Source organism: Mesorhizobium onobrychidis, assembly GCF_024707545.1.
Taxonomy (GTDB): Bacteria; Pseudomonadota; Alphaproteobacteria; order Rhizobiales; family Rhizobiaceae; genus Mesorhizobium; species Mesorhizobium onobrychidis.
In genome coordinates, this window is sequence record NZ_CP062229.1 from 1429885 (window position 1) to 1447721 (window position 17837).

Annotated in this window: 16 protein-coding genes and 2 pseudogenes; 11 read left to right on the top strand and 7 right to left on the bottom strand. The window is 62.4% G+C overall.

What is annotated here, in order from left to right; genetic code table 11:
* Nucleotides 1-17: 17 nt before the first annotated feature.
* The 3 genes from IHQ72_RS06985 to IHQ72_RS06995 are packed head-to-tail and all read right to left on the bottom strand — an operon-like array spanning nucleotide 18 to nucleotide 3134.
* Nucleotides 18-854, bottom strand: a complete 837-nt coding sequence (locus IHQ72_RS06985; protein WP_258121769.1) for a carbohydrate ABC transporter permease — start codon at nucleotides 852-854, stop codon at nucleotides 18-20.
* The gene (locus tag IHQ72_RS06990; RefSeq protein ID WP_258121770.1) at nucleotides 851-1783 is read right to left on the bottom strand and encodes a carbohydrate ABC transporter permease; all 933 of its coding nucleotides are present in this window, start codon (nucleotides 1781-1783) and stop codon (nucleotides 851-853) included. Before IHQ72_RS06990 ends, IHQ72_RS06985 begins: the two co-directional genes overlap by 4 nt.
* A 4-nt stretch (nucleotides 1784-1787) precedes the next feature.
* Complete coding sequence (locus tag IHQ72_RS06995) at nucleotides 1788-3134, bottom strand: ABC transporter substrate-binding protein (RefSeq protein ID WP_258121771.1); 1347 nt, start codon at nucleotides 3132-3134, stop codon at nucleotides 1788-1790.
* 166 nt (nucleotides 3135-3300) lie between these two features.
* Here IHQ72_RS06995 and IHQ72_RS07000 point away from each other — a divergent pair, with 166 nt between their 5' ends.
* Nucleotides 3301-4449 carry a Gfo/Idh/MocA family protein gene (locus IHQ72_RS07000; protein WP_258121772.1) on the top strand — a complete coding sequence of 383 codons (1149 nt, stop codon included), beginning with the start codon at nucleotides 3301-3303 and terminating at the stop codon, nucleotides 4447-4449.
* 18 nt (nucleotides 4450-4467) lie between these two features.
* Nucleotides 4468-5445: an alpha/beta hydrolase gene (locus tag IHQ72_RS07005; RefSeq protein ID WP_258121773.1), complete on the top strand. Its 978-nt coding sequence runs from the start codon at nucleotides 4468-4470 to the stop codon at nucleotides 5443-5445.
* Here IHQ72_RS07005 and IHQ72_RS07010 read toward each other — a convergent pair.
* Entirely contained in the window at nucleotides 5433-6455 is a 1023-nt protein-coding gene (locus IHQ72_RS07010) for a LacI family DNA-binding transcriptional regulator (protein ID WP_374120335.1), read from the bottom strand. The genes IHQ72_RS07005 and IHQ72_RS07010 overlap by 13 nt on opposite strands.
* A gap of 244 nt (nucleotides 6456-6699) precedes the next feature.
* Here IHQ72_RS07010 and IHQ72_RS07015 point away from each other — a divergent pair, with 244 nt between their 5' ends.
* From IHQ72_RS07015 to IHQ72_RS07050, 8 genes are all read left to right on the top strand, one after another.
* Nucleotides 6700-7644, top strand: coding sequence for a sugar kinase (locus tag IHQ72_RS07015; RefSeq protein ID WP_258121775.1), 945 nt, complete (start codon nucleotides 6700-6702; stop codon nucleotides 7642-7644).
* Nucleotides 7641-8927, top strand: coding sequence for a D-tagatose-bisphosphate aldolase, class II, non-catalytic subunit (locus IHQ72_RS07020; protein ID WP_258121776.1), 1287 nt, complete (start codon nucleotides 7641-7643; stop codon nucleotides 8925-8927). The genes IHQ72_RS07015 and IHQ72_RS07020 overlap by 4 nt, the downstream gene beginning before the upstream one ends.
* 150 nt (nucleotides 8928-9077) lie before the next feature.
* Complete coding sequence (locus tag IHQ72_RS07025; protein ID WP_258121777.1) at nucleotides 9078-9962, top strand: dihydrodipicolinate synthase family protein; 885 nt, start codon at nucleotides 9078-9080, stop codon at nucleotides 9960-9962.
* A 23-nt stretch (nucleotides 9963-9985) separates the two neighbouring features.
* Entirely contained in the window at nucleotides 9986-10645 is a 660-nt protein-coding gene (locus IHQ72_RS07030) for a GntR family transcriptional regulator (RefSeq protein ID WP_258121778.1), read from the top strand.
* A gap of 62 nt (nucleotides 10646-10707) precedes the next feature.
* On the top strand, nucleotides 10708-12045 hold the full coding sequence (locus tag IHQ72_RS07035) for an ABC transporter substrate-binding protein (RefSeq protein ID WP_236368759.1): 1338 nt from the start codon (nucleotides 10708-10710) through the stop codon (nucleotides 12043-12045).
* A complete protein-coding gene (locus IHQ72_RS07040; RefSeq protein WP_236385054.1) occupies nucleotides 12045-12986 on the top strand; it encodes a carbohydrate ABC transporter permease in 942 nt (313 codons plus the stop codon). The genes IHQ72_RS07035 and IHQ72_RS07040 overlap by 1 nt, the downstream gene beginning before the upstream one ends.
* Complete coding sequence (locus tag IHQ72_RS07045; protein ID WP_023797160.1) at nucleotides 12987-13808, top strand: carbohydrate ABC transporter permease; 822 nt, start codon at nucleotides 12987-12989, stop codon at nucleotides 13806-13808. It begins immediately after the preceding gene.
* Nucleotides 13809-13853: 45 nt separating this feature from the next.
* Nucleotides 13854-14912 (top strand): ABC transporter ATP-binding protein, encoded by a 1059-nt coding sequence (locus IHQ72_RS07050; protein WP_258121779.1) that lies wholly within the window; start codon nucleotides 13854-13856, stop codon nucleotides 14910-14912.
* Between the two features lie 197 nt (nucleotides 14913-15109).
* Here the strand turns inward: IHQ72_RS07050 and IHQ72_RS07055 are convergent, their stop codons facing one another.
* The 3 genes and pseudogenes from IHQ72_RS07055 to IHQ72_RS07065 form a co-directional block, all read right to left on the bottom strand.
* On the bottom strand, nucleotides 15110-15748 hold the full coding sequence (locus IHQ72_RS07055; protein WP_258121780.1) for a ribbon-helix-helix domain-containing protein: 639 nt from the start codon (nucleotides 15746-15748) through the stop codon (nucleotides 15110-15112).
* Nucleotides 15738-16160, bottom strand: a pseudogene (locus IHQ72_RS07060) (beta-barrel domain-containing protein); the annotation flags it as partial. The gene IHQ72_RS07055 and the pseudogene IHQ72_RS07060, both read right to left, overlap by 11 nt.
* A 175-nt stretch (nucleotides 16161-16335) precedes the next feature.
* Nucleotides 16336-16521 (bottom strand): annotated as a pseudogene (locus tag IHQ72_RS07065) (channel protein TolC); the annotation flags it as partial.
* A 256-nt stretch (nucleotides 16522-16777) separates the two neighbouring features.
* On the opposite strand from IHQ72_RS07065, the gene IHQ72_RS07070 reads away from it, so the two are divergent.
* On the top strand, nucleotides 16778-17416 hold the full coding sequence (locus tag IHQ72_RS07070; protein ID WP_258121781.1) for a hypothetical protein: 639 nt from the start codon (nucleotides 16778-16780) through the stop codon (nucleotides 17414-17416).
* The last annotated feature ends 421 nt before the right edge of the window (nucleotides 17417-17837 follow it).

Sequence of the window (17837 nt, forward strand, 5' to 3'; positions counted from 1 at the left end):
CTTTCACGATCGTCCTTTCATTCCTTGATGCCGCCCTGCGTCAGCCCTTCGATGATGTGCCGCTGGAAGAACAGCACCAGTATGATCAAAGGGACGGTGACGACGGCCGAAGCTGCGGCGATGTCGCCCCAGGGCACGTAATAGAGATTGGTGAAGTTGGCGATGCCGACGGGGATTGTCTGGCGATCGATGTTGGAGGTGAAGGCGAGCGCGAACAGGAACTCGTTCCAAGCGGTGATGAAGGCAAGCAGGCCTGTTGTCACCAGGCTCGGCAGCGACATCGGCAGGATGATATGCCAGAGCAGGCCGGGAACGCTGACGCCGTCCATGCGCGCCGCCTCGTCGATCTCGCGCGGCAGCGTTTCGAAATAGCCGAACAGCACCCAGGTGACGAGCGGCAGCCCGAGCGCCAGATAGGTGATGATCAGCGCCGTGTAGGTGTCGAGCAGGCCGAGATTGGTCGCCACCAGATAGAGCGGCCCGACCAGTGCGATCTGCGGAAACATCGACACCGAAAGGATGATCATCAGGATGCCGAAGCGGCCCTTGACGTTGAGCCGCGACAGCGCGAAGGCGGCCAGCGATCCGACGAAGAGGCACAGGAATGTAGTGGCCAGCGAGACCACCAGCGAATTCCAGACATAGCGGTGCAGCTGCTTCTCGATGAAGGCGTTGTAGTAGTGCTCGAGCGTAAAAGGCGCGGGGATCAGCGATGGCGAGCCTGACGTCAGCGCCTTGTCGAGCTGGAACGATGTCGAGAACTGCCAGATGAACGGGCCGCCGGACCAGATGAGGATTAGCAGGGCGCCAAGATAGATGGCGATCGTCTGCAGCGGCGAACGCGTATCGTTCATTGCGCCCTCCTGATCTGCCTGATGAGATAGAGGCAGAACGCCAGTGCGATGATGCCTTCGGTGACGAACATTGCCGTGGAAACGGCCGAGCCATAGCCGAATTGCAGCGTCGAGAAGAGCACCTTGTAGGACAGTGTCGACAACGTTTCGGTCGAATCGGCCGGACCGCCGCCGGTCAGCACGTAGACGAGGTCGAAGACGCGAAACGCGTCGAGCGCGCGGAACAGGCCGGCGATCAGCAAGGTCGGCATCAGCAGCGGCAGGCGGATATACCAGAAGGTGGTCCAGCCTTTCGCGCCGTCCATGCGCGCCGCTTCGATCAGCGAATTGGGCACAGTCTGCAGCCCGGTCAAAAGCAACAGCGCCATGAACGGTGTGGTCTTCCAGACGTCGGCGATGATGATGGTCGTCATTGCCGTGTCGGGCGAGCCGTACCAGTTGACGTTCTGATCGATCAGCCCGGCATGCAACAGGATATAGTTGATGATGCCGTTTTGGCCGTCGAACAGCCAGCCGAACATCTTGGAGGTGACGACGGTTGGCATCGCCCAGGGAACCAGCATGGCGGCGCGAACCAGGCCGCGTCCTTTGAAGGCCTCGCACAGGATGAGCGCCATGCCGAGCCCGATCACCGTCTCCAGTATCGTGGACGCCGTGGTGAACCACATCGTGTGCCACCAGGCATTCCAGAATTGGGCGTCGCCCCATAGCTGCACATAGTTGGAGAAACCCGAGAACTCGTTCTCCTGAGTGATCAGCGAGGTGTTGGTGAACGAGAGATAAAGCCCGTTGATGATCGGGTAGAAGGAAACCGACGCCAGCGAAACGAAGGCCGGCGTCAGCAGGAGCAAGGCCCACAGTGAAACTGGAAGCGCCTTGCCAAACCGCCGCGGCCGGCCAATGCCAGAAACAGTGGCCGCCGCGGTCATGGGTTCAGCCGACGATCTGGTTGATTTGCGCAGCCAGCGCGTCCATCTCGGCCTGGACGTTGCCCGACACCAGCGCCTTGGAGATGCCCGACTGCAAGGCCAGCGTCACCTTCGCATATTCGGGCGTGATCGGCCGGGCGGTGGCGCCGGTGAACACGTTCTCGAGGGTGGCCATGAACGGCTGTTCGGTCTTGATCTTCTCGTCCTGGAACAGCGCCGGGCGCGTCGGCGCAAGGCCGAAGTTCAAGGCGATGCGATGCTGGGTCTCGGTCGACGACAGCCAGGTAAGCAACTCGATCGCGGCTTCGCGCTGCTTGGAGTTGGCGTTGACGCCAAGCTGGTAGCCGCCGAGACAGGCCGAGCTCTTGCCGCCGGGGAAGGACGGCAGCGGCGCGACACCGATCTTGTCCACCACTTGGGAAGCCTTGGCGTCCTGGGCAATCGGATAGACATAGGACCAGTTGCGCATGAACATCGCCTTGCCCGAGGTGAACGGCTGGCGCGACGGCTCCTCGTCCCAGGACAGGACGTCCTGCGGGCTGATCTTGGTCCCGTTGATGGTGTCGTGCAGGAACTGGATCGCGTCCACCGCCGGCTTCTGGTTGATCAGCGACGACTTGCCGTCGGTGGCAAGGATCGCGCCGTTGTTGGAGGTGATGATCTCGACCGCGTCGCAGACCAGAACCTCGGCCTGCTTGCCCTGCCAAAGATAGCCGAAATCGACATCGCCGGCCTTCTGCGCGGCGGCGGCGATGGTCGCCATGTCGGCCCAGTTTTCCGGCACCTTGCCGCCATGCTTTTCCAGCACGTCCTTGCGGTAATAGAACATGCCCGAATCCATGAACCAGGGCAGGGCAGTCAGCTTGCCGTCATAGGTACAGGCGTTGAGGGTTCCGGAGAAGTAGGCGCTGCGCTTGTCCGCCGGAAAGTATTCGTCGAGCGGCAGCGCCCAGCCGGCGGCGGCAAAGCCGGCGATCCAGATCACGTCCTGGCTGAAGACATCAGGCGTGCCGGTGCGCCGGGCGAGCTGCTGGACGAGGCCCTGATAGACTTCCGTCGATGAGCTCGGCGGCGGCAGCTCGATGTTCTTGACCAGAACGCGGTCCTGCGATTCGTTGAAGGCCTTGATCAGATCGCCGAAAGTCTCCTTGCCGAAGAAGGCGGCGCTGGCAAAGCTGATTTCGGCGCGTGACTGTGCGCGCGCCCGGCGAACGCCCAGCCCGGTGCCAAGGCCAAGTGCCGCCGCACCCAGCAGGCCGGCGCTGCCGATGAGAAACTGCCGGCGGTCGGCGATCGTCACATGCGCCGCAGGCTTCGAGCCGGAGACCGGCCCTTTTTTGATGTCAGTCATTTTCTCCTCCTTGCGCTGGCAGCCTCCCAACCAGCATTTCCGCATGTTCCATAAAACTTTTACGCGCGTCAAGATTTAAAATGCTGTAAAGCGGCCTGCGAATGTGATCCGTTGCTGGTGCAATGGGTCAACCAGAGCGTCGCGATGTCGGGAGGTGGATTAGAAAATGCCAGGAATATCAGCAGCTAAGCTCGGCATCGGTGTTGTAGGGTGCGGCAACATCTCGATGACCTATTTGCGCAATGCGGCTCTGTTCGGCGAGGTGGAGCTGCGCGCCTGCGCCGACATATCGCCTGACATGGCGGCCCTGCGTGCCGGCGAATACGGCATCCGGGCTCTCAGCGTCGACGCGCTGCTGGCCGATCCCGAGATCGACCTTGTCCTCAACCTGACCGTCCCGGCGGCGCATTTCGACATTTCGTTTTCGGCGCTTTCGGCGGGAAAGCACGTCTTCACCGAAAAGCCGCTGGCGACCTCGGCCAGCGACGGGCGGCGGCTTGTCGCCGAGGCGGCGGAGCGCGGGCTGCTGCTGGGCTCGGCCCCGGACACCTTCCTTGGCGCCGCCGGACGGCGGGCGCGCTGCCTCATGGACGAGGGCGCGATCGGCCGCGCGGTGACCGGCACCGCCTTCATGATGGGGCGCGGCATGGAGCATTGGCATCCCAATCCGCAATTCTACTATCAGCCTGGCGGCGGACCGGTCTTCGACATGGGCCCCTATTACCTGACGATGCTGGTCAATTTGCTCGGGCCGGTGGCCCGCGTGATGGCGATGGCGACGCGGGGCCAGGAGGAGCGGCTGATCACCGCCGAAGGCCCCTACCGGAACACCAGCTTCAAGGTCGGCACACCGACCAACATCCTGTCGCTGCTGGAGTTCCGCTCAGGCGCCACCGTTACCTTCGGCGCCTCGTGGGATGTCTTCAGGCATTCCAACCACCCTATCGAGCTGCATGGGACGGAAGGCTCGCTCAGGCTGCCCGATCCGGACACGTTCGGCGGCACCGTCTCGCTGTCGCAACGTGGGGCCGACTGGGCCGACTTTCCCAGTGAGAGCGAACTCTATGGCGCGCGCAATTGGCCCTTCGCCGCGCCCGACCGCGCCAACTATCGCATGCTCGGCGTCGCCGATCTTTCGCACGCGCTGACCACCGGCAGAAGGCCGCGGGCGTCCGGCGACCTGGCACTCCATGTGCTCGAGATCATGGAGGCGATCCTCGCTTCGGGAGAGAGCCGTAAGTCCGTCGCCGTCAACACAAAGGTTGATCAGCCGCTGCTTCTTCGGGAAGACGAAGCGGCCGGCCTGCTTGCCTGATATCGGAGGCGACCTAACATGACGACATCGCTTTCGCCCTTGCTCGATCCGGAGGCGCGGCATGTGCTCGACCTCGACCGGCAAGCGGCTGCCCCGCCATTCGAAGCCGGCACGCCTGAAGAGGCGCGCCGCGCCTATGAGCAGGGCCTTCCGGCATTGCAGGGCGAGCGCGAGCCGGTCAGCTCGCTGACCGAGCGCACCATCGCCGGGCCAGGCGGCCCGTTGACGCTCAGGATCTACCGCGGGCAAGGCGCGGCCGCGACGGATGCTCCTGCGCTGCTCTATCTGCATGGCGGCGGCTGGGTGATCGGCAATCTCGAGTCCCATGACGAGATCTGCCGCTGGTTGGCCAATCTGGCGGCCTGCGTCGTCGTCTGTCCCGACTATCGGCTGGCGCCGGAGCATAAGTTTCCGGCGGCCATCGAGGATTGCGTTGCTGTGCTTTCCTTCATGCAGGGCGGCGCGGGCGATCTTGGCATCGACGCAGAACGAATCGCTGTCGCCGGGGACAGTGCCGGCGGCAATCTCGCTACCGTGCTTTGCCTGCTTGCGCGCGGCGACAAGAACCCGCCGACTGCGCAACTGCTGTTCTATCCGAACACGGACGCCTCGCAGGCGGCGGACAGTTATCGCCGCTTTGCCGACGGTTATGGTCTCACCGCGGCGACCATGGCCTGGTTCCGCGACCACTACATCCGCGATGCCAGGGACATTGGCGACTGGCGCGTATCGCCGCTCAAGGCCGAGAGCCTTGCCGGCGCAGCCCCGGCCTTTGTCGCCATCGCCGGTCACGACATCCTCGCCGATGAAGGCGAGGCCTACGCGAAGCGTCTGGAAGATGACAAGGTGCCGGTCGTCCTGCGGCGCTGGCCCGGCCAGATCCACGGCTTCGTTTCGATGGGCCGCCATGGTCCGGCGGCACGGCAAGCGGTCGGCGCGGCGGTTGCCGCATGGCGCGGCTTCGATCCTGTCTTTGGAAACGCTCAGGCCGACTGACGCATGACCAGCGTCGCGTCGAGACTGACCTTGGGGGCAACTGCCGCGTCGTCCTCGTCCAGCAAGGCCAGCAGCGTCTCGACGCTGTGTCCCGCCATGGAAGCGAAGTCCTGCGCCATGGTGGTGAGGGCAGGGCAGGTGTAGCGGCTCAGCGGATGGTCGTCATGGGCTGCGACCCGCAGGTCGCAATCGCCTTTGCGGCCGATCTTGCGGCCTTGCGAGTAGGCGGCAGCCATCACGCCGAAGGCGAGACGGTCGTTGGCGCACAGAATGGTCTTGCCCGGCGGACCGCCACGGGCGAGCATCGCTTCCATCTGCTCATAGCCGATCCGTTCGAAATCCCAGGTGTAGTCATCGGTGTTGCCAATGACCACCGGCTCGTGCCCGAGCCGCTGCATGGCGCCGATATAGCTCTTCAGGCGTTCGCGCGAATTGTGGTTGACGTGTGGGATATCGAAATAGACCGGGGCATCGCCGGAACGGCAGAGATAATCGACGATCGTCGAGACGCTCTGGCTGTTGTTGTTGCCGACGAATGGCGTGTCGCCCTCCAGATAGGTGTCGAAATAGACGATCGGTATGGTCTGCGTCAGCTTCTCCAGCGTGCGGTGGTCTGAGCGCAGGCCGAGCGGCGCGATCAGCGCGCCGGAGACTTTCAGCGAAAGAATGGTTCGCGTCGCTTCCACTTCGAGATCGCGCGAGCCGTGCGAGGAGATCACGATCGGCCAGTAGCCTTCGTCGCGCAACCTGAGTTCGATGCGGCTGACCATCTCGGAATAGAAGGGATCGGCGACCGTCGGAACCACGATGCCGATGCTGCGGGTCCGCTTGCGGTTGAGGTTGCGCGCAAAGAGATTGGGCTGGTAGTCGGACGAGCGCAGCGCCACCTCGATCCGCTGACGCGTCGCCGGCTTGACGCTGGTCGGATCGTCGAAATATTTCGACAGTGTCGGCCTGGAGACGCCGCAAGAGCGAGCAAAATCCTCCATCGTCTTGTGTGTCATCGACATCAAAGCCCCCGCGCTGCTACGAGCGCTGCCCGGTCTCTACATACGGTGCACCAGCGCGCAACTGCAAGGCGAAACTTTACAGACAATTTCGATAGTTTTCATGCGTCAATTTATTAATTGACGCGAAAAAGCGCAAGCCCTATCACCTCCAGTGGGCGAATTCGAAATTCATGTCACCCGGAAAGTGCTCGCGCGGTTCATCAGAAGCGAGGCCGGGGCGAAACGCCGGGAGGGATTCCGCGAGATGAGGAAGCTGGTCAGTGCCGGCGAGATTCTGGTCGAGATCATGGCCGAGCGGATCGGCCAGAGCTTTCTCGAGCCTGGTCCGCTGCTTGGACCCTACCCGTCCGGAGCGCCTGCCATCTTCATCGGCCAGGCGGCGGCGCTCGGCCAGCCGGCCGGTCTCATCGGCGCCGTCGGCGACGACGATTTCGGCAGGCTGAATATAGAGCGGCTGCGGGCACTAGGCGCCGACGTGTCGGCGATCGCGGTACACAAGGGCCATGCAACGGGCACGGCCTTCGTCACCTACCGGGCCGACGCCAGCCGGCATTTCGTCTTCAACATCCGCAACAGCGCCTCCGGCCTGATCGAGACCGACGGGGCGGCAACAAACTTGCTCGCTAGCGCCGATCACGTCCATGTCATGGGTTCATCGCTGTTTTCCGACCGCGCCATCGCGGTGGCGCTATCGGCGATCGAGACTGTCAAGGCCAAAGGTGGAACCGTGTCATTCGACCCGAACATCCGCCGGGAGATCATGCAGGCGTCCGGCATGCGCGCGGCGCTCGATCATGTGCTGGCGCGAGCCGACATCTTCCTGCCGAGCGGCGAGGAGCTCTTCCTGTTTTCATCGGCGAAGGACGAGAAGAGCGCGGTCGACGAATTGCTGGCCCGTGGCCTGTCCTGCATCGTCCTGAAGAAAGGCGCCGCCGGCGCCGTTTATCATGATCGCAACGGTGCGGTCGCCTCGTCAGGCTTTGCCGTTGACGAGGTCGATCCGACCGGCGCGGGCGATTGTTTCGGTGCTGCCTTCGTCTCGTTCTGGCTGCGCGGGGCGGCTCCTGCCGAAGCCCTGCGGATCGCCAATGCCTGCGGTGCGCTTGCCGTCACCCGCAAGGGGCCGATGGAAGGCATTTTCCCGCTTGAAGCGGTCGAGGCATTCATCGCCACGGGCAACACGCAGTGAGTGACGCGACGCGAAGGTTTGCGAACATTGTGGCCAGGCGCGCCGCAGGCGAGAGAAGCGGCATCGCCTCGGTCTGCTCGGCGCATCCGCTGGTCATCGAGGCTGCCCTGCGCCACGGCGCCTCGCGGCACGCGGATGTGCTGATCGAGGCCACCTGCAACCAAGTCAACCACGAGGGCGGCTACACCGGGATGACGCCCGCCGACTTCCGCAGCTTCGTCGAGGCGCATGCGCTGAAAGCGGGTTTCCCAGTCGATCGCCTGATCCTTGGCGGCGATCATCTCGGACCCAATCCGTGGAAGCACATGGCTGCGGCCGCCGCGATGAAGAAGGCGGGGGCGATGATCGATGCCTATGCGAGCGCCGGCTTCACCAAGATGCATCTGGACACGAGCATGGCCTGCGCCGACGATCCCTCGGTGCTTGCAGATGAAACGATCGCCGCGCGCGCGGCCGAACTTTCGGCTATCGCCGAGGCGGCGGTCGAGCGCGCCGGCAGCGAGAAACCCGTGTACGTCATCGGCACCGAAGTGCCGGTGCCGGGCGGTGCACTGGAGGCGCTCGACCACTTGCATGTGACGGCGCCGGACGATGCCTTGCGAACGGTGGAGGTACACGCCCGAGCGTTTTCCCGCGCCGGCCTCGAGGCCGCTTTTGCCCGAGCGATAGGCGTCGTCGTCCAGCCGGGAGTCGAGTTCGGCAATACCGAAATCGTGCCCTATGCGCCGGACAAGGCGACCGAACTGGTAGCTGTGCTCGACCGCATGCCAAAAGTCGTTTTTGAGGCGCATTCGACCGACTACCAGCCGGCCGAAGCGCTTAACGCTCTCGTTCGCGACGGCTTCGCCATTCTCAAGGTCGGCCCCTGGCTGACCTTCGCGCTTCGCGAAGCGCTGTATAGGCTCAGCCACATCGCCGATGTGCTCGCGCCGGACCCTTCGCGCGAAAGCCTGCCTGCCGCGATGGAACGCATCATGCTGGCGTCGCCGGACAACTGGCAGAAATACTATCCGGGCACCCCGGAAGAGCAGCGCGTGCAGCGGCATTTCTCGTTCAGCGACCGCATCCGCTATTACTGGCCGACGCAGGCGGCGCAGCGCGCGACACAGACGCTGCTGGACGTGCTGAGCGAGAAGGACATTCCCCGGCCTCTGATAAGCCAGTATCTGGGGCAGCTCGACGCCGAGGTTGCGGCAGGCCGGGTCAAGCCCCTCGCGCACGACCTTCTGATCGGCAGCATCACCCGTGTCCTTGATATCTACGCGGACGCGACGGGACAGTAGGGATCGCGCAGCTGGAAAAACGGCAACTGCCTAAATCCGCCTCATAGAGTCCGATGTCGACGTCGTTTCGAAAAGGGCGCCGCCGCAATTTACAACTAACATGTTAGTGTGCTAGTGCTGCGTTCACATTGATCTCTGGAGAGAATAGCAGTGGCCTCGCGCTTTGGTCTTTCGGTTGCCCTCACCACGCCTTTCGAGGCTTCCGGGCAAATCGCCATCTCTCCCATGATCACGCAGGCCCGGGCTTGCCTTGGCGCCGGCTGCAGCAGCGCAACGCTCTTCGGCACCACCGGGGAAGGCGCCTCGGTGGGCACGGGAGAGCGGCGGATCGCCACCGAGGCCATGCTGGCCGCCGGCATTCCGGCACATCAGCTCGTCGCCAGCGTGCTGGTCGATGCGGCCGAAGACGCTGCCGAACAGGCGCGGCATGCCTTGCAGTGCGGCGTCCGCAACATCCTGCTGGCTCCACCGAGCTACTTCAAGAATGTCAGCGAGGACGGGTTGTTCGGATGGTTTTCCGCCGCCTTCGCCGCGCTCGGCCCACTGGCCCGCGACGTCCTCCTCTACAACATCCCTTCTGTCACCATGGTGCCGCTCCCGCTTGCCCTGATCGGTCGGCTGCGTGCGGCCTTCCCCGGCGTGGTCGCCGGCGTCAAGGATTCGGGTGGCGACTGGAGTTACAGCGAGGCGCTGCTAAGAGCTCATGGCGACCTGGTGATCCTGATCGGCGACGAGCGGCACCTGGCCAGAAGTGTGCGCCAGGGCGGGCAGGGCGCCATTTCCGGCATGGCCAATTTCGTCACCAGTGAAATCCGTGCCATGGCCGAGGATGGGCGCGACGATGCCCGTGTCGAGAGCTTCGTGCTCGAATTGCTCAAATATCCGGTCACCCCGGCGGTGAAGGTCATGGTGGCGCGCAAGACCGGCGACGAGCGCTGGCTGGCTGTCCGTCCGCCGCTGGAGCCGATCGCTTCGCAGGGGCGGCAACAGCTTGCTGCCGCCTATGACAGGCTGTTTGCGACAGAGCCGGCCTGACCGGCAAAGGGAAGCGCGCTGAAATGGACGACAGCAGCGAACCGGCAACCCTCAGGGAAAGAGCTTATGCCAGTTTCACGCGGCATTTGCTGGCCCGCGATCTGCGACCGGGACAGTTCGTGTCGCAGCGTGAACTGGTTGCCTTTACCGGGCTGCCGCTTGGCGCCATCCGCGAGATCGTGCCCCGTCTCGAGGCCGAGGGGCTTTTGACTACCATCCCGCAGCGCGGCATGCAGATCGCTCATATCGACATCAACCTGATCCGCGAAGCCTTCCAGTTTCGCCTGTTCATGGAGCGCGAAGCGGTGGCGATGTTCACCGTCAACGCCTCCGACGCCGAGCTCGCCCGCCTGCGGCACGAGCATGAGGACATGCTGGCTCAAGCGCTGTCGCAGGCGCCGACGCCGGAAATGGAAGCCAGGGCCCAGAACATCGATTGGGCCATGCATGACACCTTCATCGATGCGCTGGGCAACGAGATCATCGCCAAGGCGTATCTGGTCAATTCGGTAAAGATCAGGCTAATCCACCAGGAGCGTTTCCGTATCGACGGGCGCGTCGTGCCGGTAATGCAAGAGCACCTGACGGTGATCGAAGCGCTCGAGAGCCGCGACCCGCAAAAGGCGGTCGAGGCGATCAGCCGGCATATCGACAACGCGCGCCGGTTGGCGCTCCAGATCTGAGGACGTATGGTTCGCGGCTGCCGCGACGCTATCCACAACGACAGCAACCCAGGGAGGAAGAAATGTCGTCCAATCCGTTTAAGCCAACAAGAAGGCAAGTCCTTGCAGGAACCACGGCGCTCGCCGCCGCGGGCCTGGCGGGCCTTCGCCCGAGTTTTTCCGCCGGCGTCGACTGGAAGCGCTTTGCCGGCACGACGCTCGACGTCAATCTGGTTAAAAGCCCGCGCAGCGACACCATCCTGAAATATATCGCCGAATTCGAGGAGCTGACCGGCATCAAGGTCAATGCCGAGGCGACGCCGGAACAACAGCAGCGGCAGAAGACGGTGATCGAACTGAGCTCCGGCAAGCCGAGCTTCGATGTCGTGCATCTGAGCTACCACGTGCAGAAGCGCCAGTTCGAAAAGGGTGGCTGGCTGGCCGACATCGCCGGCTATCTGGCCGATCCGACGCTGACCGATCCCGGCCTGGTCGAAAGCGATTTCGCCGAGGCCGGCATGCTTTTCGCCAAGGACAACCAGGGCGTGCTGCGTTCGCTGCCCTTCTCGGTGGACTACTGGATCGTCTACTGGAACAAGGAGCTGTTCGAGGCCAAGGGCCTCAAATACCCTGAATCGTTCGACCAGCTGGTGGCCGCCGCCGAAGCGCTGACCGATCCATCGACCAACACTTTCGGTTTCGTCGCCCGCGGCCTCAAGAATGCCAACACGCCGGTGTGGACGTCGCTGATGCTCGGCTACGACATGACGCCGCTCGATGACAAGGGAAAGCTGCGCACCGAAACGCCCGAGGCGATCGAGGCCGCTGCCCTCTACCAGAGGCTGATGACCAAGTCCGCCCCTCCGGGCGTCACCGGCTTCAATTGGGCTGAAGCGCAGTCCGCCTTCCTGCAAGGCAAGATCGGCATGTGGTTCGATGGCGTGGGTTTTGCTCCGCCGATGGAAAATCCCGAAAAGTCGCGCGTGGTCGGCAAGGTCGGCTATGGCGTCATGCCCAAGGGGCCCAAGGCGCATGCCTCCGGGACGTTTGGCGACGGCCTCGGCGTGACCGCCTCCAGCGAAAAGAAGGAAGCTGCCTATCTCTTCTGTCAGTGGGCGGTTTCCCCGGCCATGGGCGCGCGCCTGCTCCAGGCCGGCGCCGGCGTGCCTTTCCGCAAGTCGGTGCTGGAAGACCCAAAGGTGCGCGAAGGCGTTACCATGCCGGCAAGCTGGCTCGATGCAGTGGTTCAGTCCGGCAATATCAGCAGGCTGGCGCTGCCGGTGATTATCCCGGTCACCGAGTTCCGCGACATCTACGGCGTGGCGTTGACCAACATGATTGCCGGTGCCGATCCTGCCGAAGAGCTGAAGAAGGCCACCGCGCAGTTCCAGCCGGTTCTCGACAGGAGCGAGCAGGGCTGATGTCCGCCATTGCCCCAGAACGCACCGGGGTGACGACTGAACAGGCCATCGAAGGGAGCCAGACGATTCGGCTGGCTCCCAACTACTGGCCCTTCGTCGTTCCGGCGCTCGTCGTCGTTAGCGCCGTGATCGTCTTTCCCTGGGCTTTCACGCTCTGGATGAGCGTCAACCGCTGGACGCTCGGCCAGTCGCGGAGCTTTGCCGGGATGGAAAACTATCTCCGCCTGGCCAGCGACCCGCGATTCTGGGAATCCCTTGTTCATACGCTGACCTACACCTCCCTCTCGGTGGCAGCGCCGATGTTCTTGGGCACTGTCGCCGCCCTGATCTTCGACGCCAGGTTTCCGCTGCGCGGCCTGTTGCGCGGCGTCTTCGTCATGCCGATGATGGCAACGCCGGTTGCCGTGGCGCTGGTCTGGACCATGATGTTCCATCCCCAGCTCGGCGTGCTCAATTACCTTCTATCGCTGGTCGGCATCCCGGCGCAGGAATGGATATTCAACGCCAACACGGTCATCCCTTCGCTGGTCGCGGTCGAGACCTGGCAGTGGACGCCGCTGGTGATGCTGATCGTGCTGGGCGGGCTAGCCTCGGTACCGCGCGAGCCGTTCGAGAGCGCCGAGATCGACGGTGCCAATGCCTGGCAGCAATTCCGCTACCTCACCCTGCCGATGATCGCGCCGTTCCTGATGATTGCGTTGATCATCCGCACCATCGATGCGCTGAAGAGCTTCGACATCATCTATGCGATGACCCAGGGCGGACCGGGCACGGCGTCGGAAACCATCAACATCTATCTCTACAACACCGCCTTTTCCTACTACGACATCGGCTATGGCTCGGCCATGGCCGTGGTGTTCTTCATCGTCATCGTGGCGCTGTCCTTCATCCTCCTGATGCTGCGCCAGCGCTCGCAGTGGAACGACGCGGAGGGCAAATAGATGAGCTCACGATTGCTCAACCAGATCGGCCTGTTTTTCGCGGCCCTGGTCATCGTCTCGCCGGCGATTCTTTTCTTTCTCTGGATGATCTCGCTTTCGCTGAAATTCGAGATCGACAACGGCGCCTATCCGCCGATCCTGATCCCCGAACGCTTCGCCTGGTCGAACTATGTAAAAGTGTTCGAGGAGAACAATTTCCTGCTCTATCTCTGGAACTCGGTTCTGGTGACCGGCACGGCGACACTGCTGGCGCTGCTGATCGGCGTACCGGCCGGCTATGGCATAGCGCGGCTCAAGGCCGAAAAATCGGCGGTCGTCATCATGATCGCCCGCATGACGCCGGGGCTATCGTATCTCATCCCGCTGTTTCTGCTGTTCCAATGGATCGGGATACTCGGCACGCTTTGGCCGCAGATCATCATCCACCTGGTGGTGACGGTGCCGATCGTAGTCTGGGTGATGATCGGCTATTTCGAGACCACGCCGATGGAACTGGAAGAGGCGGCCAATATCGACGGCGCCAGCTCCTGGCAGGTGTTCCGGCTGGTCGCCCTGCCCATCGCCAAGCCGGGCATCGTTGTCGCCTTCATCCTGTCGGTCATCTTTTCGTGGAACAATTTCGTCTTCGGCGTGGTGCTCGCCAGCCGTGAGACGCGCACATTGCCGGTCGCCGTCTACAACATGCTTTCCTATGAGCAGGTGAGTTGGGGGCCGCTCGCCGCCGCAGCACTGGTTGTGACGCTGCCGGTGCTGGTCCTGACCATGTTCGCGCAAAAGCAGATCGTCGCCGGGCTGACCGCCGGAGCGGTCAAGGGCGGCTGAAGCCGCATTCCAGCTCGACATCAATTTTTCTCCCGGAGAAATCCAATGGCATCGGTAACAATCAACAACGTGCAGAAGGCTTTCGGAGCCACCAAGATCATTCACGACGTCAGCGTCGATATCGCCGACGGCGAGTTCGTCATCCTGGTCGGCCCGTCCGGATGCGGAAAGTCGACGCTGCTGCGCATGATCGCCGGACTTGAAACGATCTCGGGCGGCAAGATCACAATCGGCGAGCGTATGGTCAACAATCTGCGGGCGCGGGACCGGAACATCGCCATGGTGTTCCAGAATTACGCGCTCTATCCGCATATGACGGTGGCCGACAATATGGGCTTTGCCCTCAAGATCAAGAAAGCCGATCCCGCCGATACCGCTGGCCGCGTCAGGAATGCCGCCAGCATCCTCGGCCTGGAAAAGCTGCTTGAGCGCTATCCGCGTCAGCTCTCCGGCGGCCAGCGCCAGCGCGTCGCCATGGGCCGCGCCATCGTGCGCGACCCGCAGGTCTTCCTGTTCGACGAGCCGCTCTCCAATCTCGACGCCAAGCTGCGCGTCCAGATGCGCGGCGAGATCAAGGCGCTGCACCAGCGGCTGGGCACAACAACCATCTACGTCACGCATGACCAGATCGAAGCCATGACGATGGCCGACAAGATCGTCGTGCTGCATGACGGCCTGGTCGAGCAGATCGGCGCGCCGCTCGACCTCTACGACCAGCCGGCCAATCTCTTCGTTGCCGGCTTTATCGGCTCGCCCGCCATGAATTTTATTGCCGGCCGCATCGAGGAAGGCGTGTTCCGCAGCGCCGGCGGGCTGATCCTGCCGCTGCCGGAAGGCGCCCGCCCGGCTGACGCCGCAGGACGCGAACTTGTCTGCGGCATCCGCCCCGAACATATCCGCGCAACTGCCCAGGGCATGCCGGGCACGGTCACGCTTCTGGAGGCCACGGGCTCGGAAATCTTCGCCAAGGTCGACTGCGCCGGCGAGGAAATCTCCTGCCTGTTCCGCGAGCGGCTGCCGCTCAAGCAGGGCGCGCAGGTGCGGATCGAGATCGATCGCGCCTGCGCCCACCTGTTCGACGCGAAAACCGGCCGGCGTGTGTAACTGACGCAGGCACCCATAATCAGCGTCAGCGAACCCATTCGCCAGCATTCCCGATCTGAGTTCCGGCCCAGCAAAGTCTCCCAAGGCCGCTTGAAACGGTTGCTCCTGGCGAAGGTTCGGAGCCGGATATGATCCCCGTGAAAATTACGCGAAGCGTCTTCGGCCAGGATTGACCGTTCAGTACCGCCGGAACCGGTCTAGCCGAAGACGAACGCCATCAGCAGCTCCGGCTCGATTACCGGCGCCCGCACGACGTTCAATTGACCACGGTACCGACGTTCGCCCGTGCCGAGGACAAATCCGCTGGTGACCGGCGTTTCACCGTTGATGTCGAGGCGCGCAAGAATGTCGGCGACGTTGAGGTCCAACGCCAGCTTGAGATCGTGCCGCGCATCGTCGTTTGGCCCGGAAGGCAGTTGGCGCTTCACCAGTTGCTGGAACGGAACATTGAAAGTCAGGATCTTCTTCGATGACGTCAAGGCAAATGCAGGCGAGGGGCAGGCAACCAGTATGGCGTTGATTGTCCTTATTGACGCGAGCTTACTCAACGTAACGTTTTCCTCCGCCTGACCGCGTATGCAGGCTACCCGGATTGCCGATGTCAGGTTGCCCTTCTGCGCCTGAGTTCCGGCTATCTCATCGATGAGCATGCCGATCGTGCACTTCCGGCTCTCAGCCATCTGCTTCAGCGATATCCAAAAAGCCCGCTCCAGGCGGATCCCGCGGCGCATTCCGCCACGCGCCACAACTCGAAATTCCAGTGCAAAATCCTCGTTGGCGAGCGGCAGGAGTAGCGGATCAGGATTGGTGGGGGGAGAGGTGGCGCTAGCGCTCACTCATAGCCTCCTGACGCGCCTTGTTGATCGGCTTCAAAAGGTAACTCAGGATCGTCTTGCGTCCCGTCTTGATGTCGACTGAGCAGATCATGCCCGGGATGATCGAACGAGCCTTGCCATCCCGTTCGAGCGTCGATTTGTCTGTCGGGACATGTACCTGGCAAAAGGGCACACCCGTTTTTTGATCGACCAGGCTGTCGGCGGAGACCTTGCCTTCGATGCCGCCGAAAATCGAGAAGTCGTAGGCGATGACTTTTAGCAGCGCCCCCTGCTCTGCCAGCGCCTGCGTCAGTTCATCCAATGGGTCCTGCTGCAGCCGGAGCCCAAACTCCTCGACCTGGAGTTGAGCTTCGGTGATCGTTGACCTGATCATCTTGACTGTCTCGCCGGACAAGTTCAGCTGACCATTGAGCATTTCCCCCCGTCCCGCTATATTGAACTCGTTTAATATAAACTATTTTATTCAGCGACTTTCTGCAGTGCCTGTACAACTTGTTCCTTTGGCCCGTCAGCAACTATCCTGCCTTGTCCGACGACAACAAGGCGATCTGCCAGCTCAAGCATGCTGTAGCGGTGGTTGACACGATCAGGCGACGGGCTCCCGAGGATGCCTCGAGATCGATGCTGGGAAGATAGAGCCCTTTCGCCTGGCGCAGTTCGAATTCGATTGCTTCGCGGTTTTCGACCGCTTGGCCGATCTCCGGATTGGACTCGACGGCCACGGCCATCGCTTCCTTGAGCGTGAGGGCACTAGCGCCCCCGCAAGCCAGCATCGAAAATGTGAAGAGCAGGCCAAGGCGCTTGCCAATGGCCACTTTGATTGTCGTATTCATGGTCTACCCCACCCACGCTTCTGCCCGGTACTTTTTGTATGGCCAAGCCTTCTCACCGAAGCTTTGACAAATTATCCGATAAATTCTTCGAATACGTGAGTGTTTATTGATTTAGGGCCGGCCAAGAACCGAATTCGGGCCATAAGTTTCGGGAATGTAGCAAAAATGGCACATAAAACGGGCGCTCGCCACGGTTGTGGGCTGCGCCTGCGCCTGTGATCAATGCTGTTCGCCGCTTTCCTTAAGCCTCGCGCAATCTTTGCAGTCTATCCTGCTTGTCGATTGGCGAGGGAACATGACACGCAAGCCGCTACTGCTTTTTGCCTTCCCGGCTCTCATTCTTCTCATTCTGGCAGGGGAGCGAGCAGCGACGTTCCTGCTCGGAAGCTATCCGGCCAGCCCCGCCCTGTGGCGGATCTGGCTTGAATTGCGGCCGTTGGCGACGATGTTCTGGCAGCAGGTCGACCTCTACCTGAGCGGTTCAATGGTCCTTCATGCCGCCATGCTGACCGCCGCATCGATCGTCTGCTGGATGGCTTGCCGGACGCGAAAATCGGCCGCGTTCTTCTTCCTTGCCAACCACGCCGCTCTGCTTTTCGCCGGGTTGATGATGGCTTCCAGCAGCCATTCTGAAACAGCGAGCACGATTGCGGCATTCACCGCGCCGAGCGGACATCCATTCTCGCTGATCCTCGATTTCACATGGCAGAACAGCCTGGTGCTGGGTCTGGGCACTGCAGCCTGCGCCTATTGTCATGTTGCGTTTCTCGTCGAAGCGCGACAGCGTTCCCAAGCGCTCGCCGTACGGCTTATTGCTCTGCAGCGGGATCTCTAAAGCGCGTCGCGCAAAAGTGCGCAGCGGTTTTGCGATAACGACATGCATAAGAACAAGAACTTAAAGCGCGTCGCATGAATCCATTCAAACGCGACGCGCTTTAGGACCCGGGGCACGCCGTGGTCTTCACGAAATGGGCCTTCACGTAGCCGTCCAGGCTGACTGACGGCAACGGATAGTAGGTGACCGGGCACCATTGCCGCTTTCGGTCGGCCCCCGCCGGCCGGCATGGGCCTGTGGCCACGATGATGCCGTTGTGATCGCTAGCGATTGCGCCGGCCGCGCTGGAGAGGTGGCTTGGCTGCGATCGGATATAGAGCACATCCCAAAAGTCGACATTGACAACATGGTAGCAGGTCGCAGCCGTCGCGCTCCCGATCGGCATTGCCGACAAGACGACGGCAGCTCTGCACAAAGCTGA